The sequence below is a fragment of the Lacrimispora sphenoides genome (assembly GCF_900105215.1).
GTDB lineage: Bacteria > Bacillota > Clostridia > Lachnospirales > Lachnospiraceae > Lacrimispora > Lacrimispora sphenoides_A.
The window spans coordinates 242388-255007 of the sequence record NZ_FOIP01000001.1 but is presented as its reverse complement, the minus strand read 5'-3'; the positions used below and the strand labels follow the sequence as shown (position 1 = coordinate 255007).

Genomic DNA, 12620 nt, shown 5'->3' with positions numbered 1-12620 from the left:
TTTTTTAATCATAGAAGTGTAAGACAAATCTTATTTTGAGAGGTAGAATGAAGCTACTACTGAAAAGAGAGGTTGACATACGATGACTAAGAAATGGTGGCATGATAAAACAGCTTATCAGATTTATCCAAAGAGCTTTCTGGATACCAATGGGGATGGCATTGGAGACTTAAAAGGGGTTATCAGTAAATTGGATTATTTGAAGGACTTAGGTGTGGATATCCTGTGGCTTTCCCCGATTTACGTTTCCCCTTTTGCAGATCAGGGATATGACATTGCCGATTATTACAACATAGACCCTAGGTTCGGGACCATGGAGGATATGGAGGAGCTCATTGAAAAAGCGAAAGAACGAGAGATGTATATCGTCATGGATCTGGTCGTAAACCATTGCTCCGATGAGCATGAATGGTTTAAAAAGGCATGTGCCGATCCGGATGGCGAATATGGAAATTACTTTTATATCCGTGAGAAAAAAGATGGTAAATCACCGACCAACTGGCGTTCCTACTTTGGGAATTCTGTATGGAGCGATATTCCCGGTACCACTAAGCAGTATCTCCACTCGTTCCATAAGAAACAGCCGGACTTAAACTGGGAAAATGTAGCAGTCCGGGAGGAAGTCTATAAAAATATCAATTGGTGGCTGGATAAAGGATTGGGCGGTTTCCGGATCGATGCAATCATTAATATAAAAAAGGCCCTTCCCTTACAGGATTATGAACCGGACCGGGCGGATGGTTTATGCAGCATCCAGGAGATGCTGTCCCGCGCCAATGGAGTCGGTGAGTTTTTAGGCGAAATGCGGGACCGCTGCTTTAAACCTCATGATGCCTTTACCGTTGGGGAGGTCTTTGATGAAAAGCCGGAAGAATTAGAATCCTTTATCGGTGAAAATGGTTACTTTTCCAGCAAATTTGATTTTAATGAAACCATATTCGGAGGAAGTGAAAAGGGCTGGTATGATGCCAAAGCGATCACTCCGGAAGATTATAAGCATTGCTGCTTTTCTGCCCAAAGGCATGTGGGTACAACCGGATTTTTATCCAACATCATTGAAAACCATGATGAGCCAAGAGGGGTCAGCCATTACCTTCCGGAAGGAGAATGCAGCCTGGAAGCCAAAAAGATGCTTGGCGGCTTAAACTTTATGCTCCGAGGAATCCCTTTTATTTATCAGGGCCAGGAAATCGGTATGGAAAATACTGTTTTTTCCAGCATTGATGAAGTGGATGATATTGCCACCCTTGACCAGTACAAGACCGCCCTGGAGGCAGGGTACTCACCGGAAGAGGCGCTTAACATTGTAAGCCGCTATAGCAGGGATAATGCAAGAACTCCCATGCAGTGGGATGCATCGGCCAATTCAGGATTTTCGGAAGGAACTCCCTGGCTGAAGGTAAATCCTAATTATAGGGATATCAATGTGGCTGACCAGATGACCGATGGTCATTCAGTTTTCATGTTCTATAAAAAACTGATCCAGTTAAGGAAACAACCCAGGTGGAAGGAAACCATAATCTATGGAACCCTGGAACCTGTGCTTGAAGATGAAAAGAATATTATGGCTTACTACCGGAAAGGGCCGGAAACACTTCTTATCATTGGAAATTTCCAAAAGGATGCACAGGAAGTACCTCTTCCCCGGATGCCAAAGACCGTTTTGATCAATAACTATGAGGAAGTATCTTTTGACGAGACCAGGATTCATTTAAAGGGCTGGCAGTTCCTTGTGATGGAAATTTAATAGAAACTATGATGGAATGCAGAAAACGTGTGAAAAAGAAAGGCGGTAATTATGACCCAGATGAATGAAAAAGATTTTTTCTGGATCCGCAAGCCAAAGCTCTGGGATTTCTCTGATGATGTTCTCACCATGACAACCGAACCAAACACAGACCTCTGGCAGCGGACCTATTATGGTTTCCAGGTGGATAATGCACCTGTATTTCTGATGAAAACAACGGAACCCTATTTTTCATTAGTTGTGAAAGCAGAGTTTGAAAGCAAACGCAGATTTGATCAGTGCGGCATCGCCGTTTATTTAGACAGTGATAACTGGATAAAAGCTTCTGTTGAATATGAGAATGAGCAATATCAGAGGCTGGGCAGTGTAGTAACCAATCACGGATATTCAGACTGGGCGACAACTGATATTGATGCATCGATTAAGGCGATGTGGTATCGTCTGAGCCGGCGTGAATCGGATTATTGTCTGGAATACAGCTATGATGGCAATTGTTTTAAGCAAATGAGAATCCTCCATTTGTTTCAGGGAGCTAAACAAATACAATTTGGATTCTATGCATGCAGTCCTGAAAATTCCTCATTCAGAGCAACATTCCGCAATATCCAGATAAGCGAATGCAAATGGGATGCTCATAAATAAAAGACAAGAAGGCTGGGAGAAGGAATCCTTGATTTTATAAGTGATTTGCAGGGAATAATAGATATAAAAGAGGATAGCGTTGACACTCATATCATAAAAGGATTTGAGTATTAACGCTTTTTTTATGCCTTTTACTCGATCTGGCATCAAAATATATCATGAATATAAGTAAATATGTTCACTATATGGTCAACATGTTGTGAATAACGATTAAAATATTTTGATTTGTATTCAAGTATGATAAAATCCCACCACAAGGTAATTACCAGTGTAAACAACTATATATGGAGGAATAAGAGATGAGGGATAAAGTAGTAAAATCCATGCAAAGCTTTTCCAAAGCGATGATTGGACCAGTGTTATTTTTGCCTGTCGTAGGTATGATGATTGCTTTAACAGCGATCATGACCAATACTGCATTTGTTTCAGAAGGTGGACTGATGTGGACGGTAGGCAAATTTTTTAACAGTATGCTGAATTCCATAATGGGGAATTTAAGTATTTTATTTTGTGTGGGAATTGCAAATGGTATGGCAAAAAAGAAAAAAGCAGATGCATCATTCGTAGCGCTTATGTCATACATCATGTTCTTAGGCGCCAACAGCAAGTGGCTGGAGTTGTCAGGAAAGATGGTGGAAGGGGCAACTGCCGGTGCCTTATATGGTACAGGACAAACGATTCAGTTAGGATTTCATGTAACAGATATGGGCGTGTTTCTTGGTATGATCATCGGTGTTCTGGTGGCCCTGGTTCACAACAAACACTGTGATACCGAGTTCAAGGGCGGATTCGCTCCTTATGGCAACAGCAAGCTTGTTTACATGATCATGATCCCGGTGATTGCAGTATTAAGCATTGGCGTGACTTATGTGTGGCCGGGAGTTGCAAATGGAATATCCGCTTTAACCGGATTTATGAGTACTGCGGGAGCAGCAGGTGTATTTGTATACGGATTCTTAAACCGGTTCCTGATCCCTACCGGTCTGCATCACTTAATCTGGTCACCGTTCCTTTATTCGGCGGTTGGCGGGCAGGCGGTGATCGGTGGAGAAAACGTAATTGGAGCAAAGCCGATCTTCCTGGCACTGTTAAGTGATCCAGCAGCCGGAATGATGCCGGATACCAGCCGTTTCCTGACCTATGGCCTGATGAAGACATTTGGTATCATCGGTGTGGCACTGGCTTTCTATGTAACAGCCAGGAAAGCGAAAAAGGCGAACTTAAAGGCTCAGATGATCCCGGCTACTTTAACTGCTGTGATCGCCGGAATTACGGAACCCCTGGAATTTACCTTTATTTTTGCAGCTCCATTATTATGGCTGGTATATTCCGTTCTGGATGGCTTTTTTCAGATGGTAGTTTATTTGATCGGCGTCCGTGTCTGTGCCACCAATGGAATCCTGGATTTCCTTGTATTAAATCTTCCGGCAGGAATCGGCAGAACCTTATGGCCTTTGTATGTACTGGTCGGCCTTATTGAGATCGTTGTGATTTTCGTTGTCTTTAAGTTTATGATTGAAAAGCTGAACTTAAAGACTCCGGGACGCGAGGATGATGATACGGATATGGCTTTGGATTTAAATGCCAATGCAGCAGCAGTAAAAAAAGAATTAAAGGCAAAACAGTCCGAAACCGGAGAGACAGAGGAAGACCGGTTGAACCAGGGCAGGATCATCGTAGAAGCATTAGGCGGGAAAGAAAATATTTTAAGTCTGGAAAACTGCTTTTCCAGATTAAGAGTAGAAGTTGCAGACAATTCAAGGATTGATGAAGAGGCATTAAAGGGCACCGGAGCAGCCGGTATTATGAAAAAGGGAAATGATGTCCAGGTAGTTTACGGCCTTAGCGTCTCTAAAATGAGAACCTTGGTGGATGATGCGTTAGAGAAGATGGAATCACAGAAATAGGAGGAATCACTATGAACAGAACGTTTAAATTAGTCATTGTAGGCGGCGGAAGTACTTATACGCCGGGAATAGTCAAGAGCCTTCTGGACCAGAAGGATCAATTTAAACTTTCCGAATTAAGACTTTATGATAATTTCAAAGAACGCCAGGACAAAGTTGGAGTTTTGGTGAAAAAGGTTATTGAGATGTTTGATCCGGATGTGAAATTGGTTCTTACAACAGATCCAAAAGAAGCGTTTACGGATGCAGATTTTATATTTGCCCAGATGAGGGTCGGATTGTATCATATGAGAGAGCTTGATGAGAAGATCCCTTTAAAATACGGTGTAGTGGGCCAGGAAACCTGCGGACCAGGCGGCCTTGCCTATGGTTTAAGAACCATTTATCCGATGGTAGAAGTCATCGATTATTGTGAAAAATATGCAAGCAAGGACTACTGGATCGTAAATTATTCCAATCCGGCGGCCATTGTCGCAAAAGCAATGCATAAACTCCGGCCAAATGCCAGAATCTTAAATATCTGTGATATGCCGGTTGCGATCATGAGAAACATGGCTAACATTTTGGATTGTGACAGAAAAGACATTGTGCCGGATTACTTTGGACTGAACCATTTTGGCTGGTTTACAAAAATCCGCGTTGGGGAAGAAGACCGGACGGAAGAATTAAAGGCTTATGTAAGAGAACATGGCTATATGCCTCCGGATGACAGAAGTGAAGTACGGCATAATGATGCATCCTGGAAACATACCTTTGACAATGCAAAGAATTTAATGAGAATGTTCCCGGATTATCTGCCCAATACCTACATGCAGTACTATTTGTTAGGGGATGAGATTGTAAAACATTCCGATAAGAACTATACAAGAGCCAATGAAGTTATGGATGGAAGGGAAAAGCGGATTTTCCAGGCAGCAGAACAGTATGAAACAACCGGAGAAATTGATATGACTCCATTCTTTACCGGTGTTCATGGGGAATTTATCGTGGAAGTAGCGATGAGCCTGGCATTTAATTTAAAGAAACGTCATCTGGTTATGGTCATGAACAATGGTGCTGTTAAAAATTTACCAGACGACGCCATGGTAGAAATTCCTTGCTATATTACCAACGAAGGACCGGAAGCTACCAGAGTAGGGGAAATCCCGACTTTCTTTAAAGGAATGATCGAGCAGCAGGAGGCCAGCGAAAAATTGATCGTAGAGGCGGCAATAGAAGGAAGTTATGACAAAGCATTAGCAGCATTTACATTAAATAAGACCATACCATCAGCAATGGCCGCAAAGCATATTCTGGATGAAATGATTGAGGCAAACAAGGATTACTGGCCAGAGTTAAAATAAAATTATTATCAGAACAGATCCGGCTCTGATATTGCATAACAGGGGAGTATTTATTGCGCCGCGGTATACTGAAATTCAGTATTGCCGCGGCGTTTTTGCCTGATCCTTTTTACCTGACGTTATATTCTTCGGATTTAGAAAAAAGTCTTTGGTACGGGAATGAATTATGGTACAATCAATGTAAGAACGGCGGGCAGAAAAAGCCGTAATACATATAAATCGGAGGAAGATTATGCAATATCGTGATTTTGGAAAAACAGGAATTAAGGTATCGGCCCTGGGGTTTGGAGCCATGAGACTTCCGATTCTTCAGGAGGAACAGGTGGATGAAGAACGAGCCGTATCCATGATCCGCCATGCCATTGATGAAGGAGTGAACTACATTGATACGGCATATCCTTACCATTTGGGAGAAAGCGAAAGGATCGTAGGAAATGCTTTAAGAGATGGCTACCGGGAGAAAACATATCTGGCTACCAAATGTCCTGTATGGAAGCTTGAAAAGCCCGAAGATTTTGATGAGGTCTTAGATGAGCAGCTTAAAAAGCTTCAGACCGACCACATTGATTTTTATTTGCTTCATGCTTTAAGCAGGGACCGCTTTGAAGATAAAATCAAAAAATTCGATCTTGTATCGCGCATGGAAAAAGCCAGGGAAGAAGGCAAAATAAAATATCTTGGATTTTCCTTCCATGATTCATATGATGTATTTCAGGATATCCTAGATTATTATGATGGATGGGATTTCTGCCAGATTCAGTATAACTACGTGGATTTAGAGCATCAGGCCGGAGTAAAGGGACTGAAGGCTGCGGCAGACAAGGGACTTGCGGTAGTTGTCATGGAACCGCTTCTTGGAGGAAAGCTGGCTGATCCTGCGGATCATGTAAAAAAGGTATTCCCTGAGGGAAAATCTACTGTGGAATATGCCCTTGATTTTTTATGGGACCAGCAGGAAGTGAGCCTTCTTCTAAGCGGAATGAGCGACGAAAAGCAGCTTGAGGAAAACCTGGTTTATGCAGACCGCAGCCATATCAGAATGGTAAATCCGGAAGAAAAACAGGTCTATAAAGAGGCAAAAGAAATCTTTGATTCCATGGCCCTAGTAGGCTGCACCGGATGCCGTTATTGCCTCCCCTGTCCCTTTGGTCTGGAGATCCCAGAGATTTTTTCTTATTACAACATGACTGCCGCCCATAAAGAAAGCGAGGCAAAGGCCGGATACGAGGCTATGCTTGTAAAGGCGGAAGGCTGTAAAGCATGTCATCACTGTGAAAAGGAATGTCCGCAGATGATAAAGATCAGTGAAGTTATGCCGGAGGTAGCTCACGTGTTTGCAAAGCTTTAAGCTTAACTGTTTAAACAAAGGAGGGACGGTTTATGCTGGAGAAACTTGATTTATCGAAAAAAATAGACAAAGAAACCTATAAAGACACTAAAACTAAGCAAGGCGAAAGGCTGGGTCTTTTGCAGCGGGAGTGCAAGGAGGCAGGAATTCCTGTCATGATCGTGTTCGAGGGCATGGGAGCATCAGGAAAGGGCACCCAGATCAACCGCCTGATTCAGGCGCTGGATCCCAGAGGTTTTGATGTGTATGCCAATGATAAATCAACGGAAGAGGAACGGATGCGCCCGTTTTTATGGCGCTTTTGGACCAAGCTTCCGGCCCAGGGCAGAATCGCCCTCTTTGACAGAAGCTGGTACCGGCAGGTGACCATCGAACGGTTTGTAGGCAAGATTCCGGAGACGGCTCTGCCAGAGGCTTTTCAGGATATTCAGTCCTTTGAACGTCAGCTGACCGATGACGGTATGGTTATCATAAAGCTGTTCCTCTATATTTCTAAGGAGGAGCAAAAGAAGCGGTTTAACCGGCTGGAAACTTCCAAGGAAACCAGCTGGCGTGTGACAGAAGAGGACTGGCGCAGGAATAAGGAATACGGACGTTTTCTGGAAATTTCCGAGGAAATGCTTCAAAGGACGGATATGGACTTCGCCCCATGGACCATCATTGAAGGTACTGACAGAGATTATGCCTCCGCAAAAATCATCACACAGGTGGCGGACTGCTTAGAGGATGCCCTAAGGCAGAGGAAGCTTAGGGGAGAGAGAAAAGAAAAAGAGGTGCCGGTGCGTTCGGAGAAATACCAGAGCGGAGTCTTAACCGGGGTGGACTTATCAAAGACCATGACAAAGGAAGAATATAAGAAGGAGATGAGACAGCTAAAGGAAAAGCTGGAATCCCTTCACAGCCAGATATACCGGTTAAGGATCCCTGTAGTGCTGGGCTTTGAGGGCTGGGATGCAGCAGGAAAGGGCGGGGCAATCAAGCGCCTGACCAGCCATCTGGACCCCAGAGGCTATAAGGTATATCCCACTTCGGCTCCCAACGATATGGAACGGGTCCACCATTACCTGTGGCGTTTCTGGAATCATGTGCCAAAAGCAGGCCATATCGCCATCTTTGACCGGACCTGGTACGGCCGGGTCATGGTGGAGCGGATCGAGGGCTTTTGCAGCGAGGCTGAGTGGAAGCAGGCTTATCAGGAAATCAATGAGATGGAGAACCACATGGCAAATGCCGGAGCCGTTGTCATTAAATTCTGGCTTCATATCGATAAGGATGAACAGGAAAAACGCTTTAAGGAGCGTCAGGAAAATCCGTCCAAGCAGTGGAAGATCACGGAGGAAGACTGGAGAAACCGGGAAAAATGGGATCAGTATGAATCCGCGGTCAATGAGATGCTGGTACGTACTTCCACCACCTATGCTCCCTGGGTGGTCGTGGAGGCGAACTGTAAGTATTATGCCAGGATCAAGGTGCTAAAAACTGTTGTGGAAGCTATGGAGTCAGAGATAAAAAAATGTAAGAAAAATTCATGACCGCTTGTTTTTTCGCTCTTTTTCGTGTAAAGTAGAAAAATAGTAAACGAAAGCAGGAGAAAACATCCTGCGGGTCTACTTTAATGCCCAAATAACATGGGCGGAAAAGAGGAAATCCCTTCCAGGGTTAGAAAGAGGAATAGGCATGAATACGGTTTTAATCGTGGGCGGTGGCGCTGCAGGGATGCTGGCTGGAATAGCAGCAGCCATGAAGGGCGGTACCGTCCACATTTTTGAGAAAAATGAAAAACTTGGAAAGAAGGTCTATATCACCGGCAAGGGACGCTGCAATGTGACCAATGCTTGTGATACAGAGGAGCTGTTCGGAAACGTAGTGACCAATGCCAAATTCCTTTACAGCAGCTTTTACGGCTTTACCAATTTTGATATGATGGACTTGTTGGAAGATCTTGGCTGTTCCTTAAAGACAGAGCGGGGCAACCGGGTATTTCCGGCTTCTGATAAGTCTTCAGATGTAATAAAGGCTCTTACAAAAAGGCTTTTAGATCTTGGAGTCTCCATCCATTACAGAACCCAGGTGGAGAATCTTTTGATAGAGAATGGCACCCTTCTGGGGCTGGAGATAAAAGAGGTCGGGAAAAAGGCAAAGGTGTACGGAGATTCCGTGATCGTAGCCTGCGGCGGATTGTCCTATCAGGCCACCGGCTCCACAGGAGACGGTTATGAGATGGCAAAAGAAGCCGGCCATAAGGTTACCACTCTTTCTCCCGCCCTGGTTCCCTTTGTGGCAGAGGAGCCGGTGGTAAAGGAGCTGCAGGGCTTATCCCTTCGCAATGTGGAGGCATCCATATTAAACGGAAAAAAGGTGGTTTATAAGGAATTCGGGGAAATGCTGTTTACCCATTACGGGGTCAGCGGTCCGGTACTTTTAAGCGCCAGCAGCTATGCGGTAAAGGAACTGAAGAAAGGGCCTTTGACTCTTTCTATTGACTTAAAGCCGGCTCTTTCCGAAGAACAGCTTGACACCAGGATTCTGCGGGATTTTGAAGAGGCCGCTAACAAGCAGTTTAAGAATTCACTGGATCATTTGTATCCTTCCAAGCTGGTGCCGGTCATGGTGGATAGAAGCAAAATACCGCCGGAGAAGAAGGTCAATGAAATCACCAGGGAAGAGCGCCAGCGCCTTGTCCGCGCAACCAAAGGCTTTCTTCTGACGCTTACAGGACTTCGGGGCTACAATGAAGCCATCATCACCCAGGGCGGTGTTTCTGTTAAGGAGGTTAACCCTTCCACACTGGAATCCAAGCTCCTTCCCGGCCTTTACTTTGCCGGAGAAGTGCTGGATTTAGATGCAGTGACCGGAGGCTTTAATTTACAAATCGCCTGGTCTACGGGGTGGGCGGCCGGAAATGCTGCCGGAGAGGAGAAATTCAAAGGATGAAAAAAGTTTATAATATAGCCATCGACGGACCGGCCGGGGCAGGAAAGAGCACCATTGCAAGGTCTGTTGCAGAAAAACTTCATTTTGTTTATGTGGATACGGGTGCCATGTACCGCGCTATGGCGCTGCATTTTTTAAGAAATGGGATCCCGTCAGATGATGAGGAAAGGATTTCAAAGTCGGCCGGAGAGGTGAACGTCACCATCTCCTATGAAAACGGGATGCAGCAGGTGATCTTAAACGGTGAAAATGTTTCCGGACTGATCCGCACAGAGGAGGTCAGTGCCATGGCTTCTGCGGTTTCCGTTTACATGCCGGTGCGCAATAAACTGGTGGAGCTTCAGCAGAATCTGGCTTTAGAAGAAAATGTTATCATGGATGGCCGGGATATCGGAACCTGCGTGCTTCCGGAGGCGGATTTAAAGATCTATTTAACAGCCAGCAGCCTGGTCCGGGCAAGAAGGCGGTATGAGGAGCTTAAGGCAAAGGGAGAGGAATGCAGCCTTGATGACATTGAAAAGGATATCATTGAACGGGATTACCGGGATATGAACCGGGAGAATTCTCCCCTTAAGCAGGCAGAGGATGCAGTCCTTTTAGATTCTTCCGACATGACCATTCCCCAGGTAGTGGACCGGATTCTTGCACTTTTTCAGGAAAGACAAGTAGAAGGAGGAAGCCTATGGAAGTGATTGTTGCCAAATCCGCCGGGTTCTGCTTTGGAGTAAAGCGGGCGGTGGAACAGGTTTATGAACAGCTGAAAAGAGATGACAAACCCATCTATACCTATGGCCCCATCATCCATAACGAGGAAGTGGTACGTGATTTAGAGGAAAAGGGAGTAAAGGTCATACATTCGGAAGAGGAGCTTGAGAAGGTCAGGGACGCAGTCGTTGTTATAAGGTCCCACGGAGTAGGGAAGAGGATTTATGAGATCATGGAGCGAAACGGGATCGAGATTGTAGACGCAACCTGCCCCTATGTGAAGAAGATCCACAGGATCGCTGAGGAGCAAAATCAGGCGGGAAGGCGGCTTCTTATCATCGGGAATGAATCCCATCCGGAGGTGGAAGGTATTAAAGGCTGGGGAAATGACAATACTTTAGTGGTGGAAACACCCGAGCAAGTGGAAATATTACCTCTATCGGAAGGGGAAAAGCTGTGTATTGTATCACAGACGACATTTAATTACAATAAATTTCAAGATTTAGTTGAAAAAATTTCTGAAACGCGGTATGATATACTTGTTTTAAATACGATTTGCAATGCAACACAGGAAAGACAGGTGGAAGCAAAGCGGATAGCTTCAGAAGTGGATGCCATGATTGTTATAGGCGGAAAAAGTAGTTCCAATACCCAGAAGCTGTACGACATATGCCGAAGGGAATGTAAGAACACTTACTATATCCAGACACTAGGTGATTTAGATCCTGATTGTGGAAATTCTGTGCGCAGCGTAGGTATTACAGCCGGGGCTTCAACCCCGAATTATATTATCGAGGAGGTTCATACTAATGTCAGAGTTAAGTTTTGAACAAATGTTAGAAGAATCATTGAAAACTATACGTACAGGAGAGATCGTCACTGGTAAAGTCATCGACGTAAAGGAAGATGAAATCGTCTTGAATATAGGTTACAAGTCCGACGGCATCATTCCGCGTAGCGAGTACACGGATGACCAGAATTTAGATCTTACAACTGTTGTACAGGTTGGTGAAGAGATGGAAGCCAAAGTCATCAAGGTAAACGATGGCGAAGGTCAGGTAGCCCTGTCTTACAAGAGATTGGCAGCAGACAGAGGCAATAAGAGATTAGAAGAAGCATTTGAAAACCACGAGGTACTTATTGCAAAAGTTGCGCAGGTACTTGACGGTGGTTTAAGTGTGGTTGTAGAGGGAGCAAGAGTCTTCATTCCTGCAAGCCTGGTATCCGATAGCTATGAGAAGGATTTATCCAAGTATGCAGATAAGGAGATTGAATTTGTCATTACAGAATTCAATCCTAAGAGAAGAAGAATCATCGGCGACAGAAAGCAGATCATGGTAGCAAGAAGAGCCGAGCTGCAGAAGGAATTATTTGATAGAATCCGTACAGGTGATGTGGTAGAAGGTACCATCAAGAATGTAACCGATTTTGGTGCATTCATTGATCTTGGCGGTGCTGACGGCCTGCTTCATATTTCCGAGATGAGCTGGGGCAGAGTAGAGAGCCCGAAGAAAGCTTTCAAGGCAGGAGAGAAAATCAAAGTCCTGGTTAAGGATATCAACGGTGATAAGATCGCCCTCAGCTTAAAGTTCCCGGAGACAAATCCGTGGAAAGATGCTTCTACAAAATATGCAGTAGGCAACGTAGTAAGCGGAAGAGTTGCACGTATGACAGATTTCGGCGCATTTGTTGAGCTGGAGCCAGGCGTAGATGCACTGCTTCACGTATCCCAGATCTCCAAGGAGCATGTGGATAAACCTTCTGATGTTTTGGCAATCAGCCAGGAAATCGAAGCCAGAGTGGTTGATTTCAACGAAGGCGAAAAGAAAATCAGTTTAAGTATTAAAGCACTTCAGTCACAGGATGAGGCTGCAGACGACGGAGCAGTATATTCTGACGGAGTTTAAGCATAATAGAAGATAGAACCTATAAGGAAGTGGAGAGATCCACTTCCTTTTTAGTGCAAAAAAACCTGTAGAAAGAAGTGAGGTACA

10 protein-coding genes are annotated in these 12620 nt (G+C 44.6%); all 10 read left to right on the top strand.

Annotation, left to right across the window (positions count from 1 at the left end; genetic code table 11):
• Positions 1–82: 82 nt before the first annotated feature.
• The 10 genes from BMW45_RS01145 (at position 83) to rpsA (ending at position 12533) form a co-directional block, all read left to right on the top strand.
• Entirely contained in the window at positions 83–1747 is a 1665-nt protein-coding gene (locus tag BMW45_RS01145; RefSeq protein WP_092240184.1) for a glycoside hydrolase family 13 protein, read from the top strand.
• A gap of 60 nt (positions 1748–1807) precedes the next feature.
• Positions 1808–2389: a DUF1349 domain-containing protein gene (locus tag BMW45_RS01140; RefSeq protein ID WP_092246059.1), complete on the top strand. Its 582-nt coding sequence runs from the start codon at positions 1808–1810 to the stop codon at positions 2387–2389.
• A 299-nt stretch (positions 2390–2688) separates the two neighbouring features.
• Positions 2689–4296: a PTS transporter subunit EIIC gene (locus BMW45_RS01135; RefSeq protein WP_025231656.1), complete on the top strand. Its 1608-nt coding sequence runs from the start codon at positions 2689–2691 to the stop codon at positions 4294–4296.
• An 11-nt stretch (positions 4297–4307) separates the two neighbouring features.
• Positions 4308–5639: a 6-phospho-alpha-glucosidase gene (locus BMW45_RS01130; RefSeq protein ID WP_092240183.1), complete on the top strand. Its 1332-nt coding sequence runs from the start codon at positions 4308–4310 to the stop codon at positions 5637–5639.
• A gap of 232 nt (positions 5640–5871) precedes the next feature.
• Positions 5872–6987, top strand: coding sequence for an aldo/keto reductase (locus BMW45_RS01125; RefSeq protein ID WP_092240182.1), 1116 nt, complete (start codon positions 5872–5874; stop codon positions 6985–6987).
• A 32-nt stretch (positions 6988–7019) separates the two neighbouring features.
• Positions 7020–8519: a polyphosphate:AMP phosphotransferase gene (pap, locus tag BMW45_RS01120; RefSeq protein WP_092240181.1), complete on the top strand. Its 1500-nt coding sequence runs from the start codon at positions 7020–7022 to the stop codon at positions 8517–8519.
• A 145-nt stretch (positions 8520–8664) separates the two neighbouring features.
• The gene (locus BMW45_RS01115) at positions 8665–9921 is read left to right on the top strand and encodes a BaiN/RdsA family NAD(P)/FAD-dependent oxidoreductase (RefSeq protein ID WP_092240180.1); all 1257 of its coding nucleotides are present in this window, start codon (positions 8665–8667) and stop codon (positions 9919–9921) included.
• Entirely contained in the window at positions 9918–10613 is a 696-nt protein-coding gene (gene cmk / locus BMW45_RS01110) for a (d)CMP kinase (protein ID WP_092240179.1), read from the top strand. Before BMW45_RS01115 ends, cmk begins: the two co-directional genes overlap by 4 nt.
• On the top strand, positions 10604–11455 hold the full coding sequence (gene ispH, locus BMW45_RS01105) for a 4-hydroxy-3-methylbut-2-enyl diphosphate reductase (RefSeq protein WP_092240178.1): 852 nt from the start codon (positions 10604–10606) through the stop codon (positions 11453–11455). The genes cmk and ispH overlap by 10 nt, the downstream gene beginning before the upstream one ends.
• Positions 11436–12533, top strand: coding sequence for a 30S ribosomal protein S1 (rpsA, locus tag BMW45_RS01100; RefSeq protein ID WP_092240177.1), 1098 nt, complete (start codon positions 11436–11438; stop codon positions 12531–12533). Before ispH ends, rpsA begins: the two co-directional genes overlap by 20 nt.
• The last annotated feature ends 87 nt before the right edge of the window (positions 12534–12620 follow it).

Excerpts from the sequence above, each read along its gene's own strand:
- pap (WP_092240181.1), top strand. The coding sequence starts at position 7,020 with ATGCTGGAGAAACTTGATTTATCGAAAAAAATAGACAAAGAAACCTAT.
- BMW45_RS01115 (WP_092240180.1), top strand. The coding sequence starts at position 8,665 with ATGAATACGGTTTTAATCGTGGGCGGTGGCGCTGCAGGGATGCTGGCT.
- cmk (WP_092240179.1), top strand. The coding sequence starts at position 9,918 with ATGAAAAAAGTTTATAATATAGCCATCGACGGACCGGCCGGGGCAGGA.
- BMW45_RS01135 (WP_025231656.1), top strand. The coding sequence starts at position 2,689 with ATGAGGGATAAAGTAGTAAAATCCATGCAAAGCTTTTCCAAAGCGATG.
- BMW45_RS01140 (WP_092246059.1), top strand. The coding sequence starts at position 1,808 with ATGAATGAAAAAGATTTTTTCTGGATCCGCAAGCCAAAGCTCTGGGAT.
- rpsA (WP_092240177.1), top strand. The coding sequence starts at position 11,436 with ATGTCAGAGTTAAGTTTTGAACAAATGTTAGAAGAATCATTGAAAACT.
- BMW45_RS01125 (WP_092240182.1), top strand. The coding sequence starts at position 5,872 with ATGCAATATCGTGATTTTGGAAAAACAGGAATTAAGGTATCGGCCCTG.
- BMW45_RS01145 (WP_092240184.1), top strand. The coding sequence starts at position 83 with ATGACTAAGAAATGGTGGCATGATAAAACAGCTTATCAGATTTATCCA.
- ispH (WP_092240178.1), top strand. The coding sequence starts at position 10,604 with ATGGAAGTGATTGTTGCCAAATCCGCCGGGTTCTGCTTTGGAGTAAAG.
- BMW45_RS01130 (WP_092240183.1), top strand. The coding sequence starts at position 4,308 with ATGAACAGAACGTTTAAATTAGTCATTGTAGGCGGCGGAAGTACTTAT.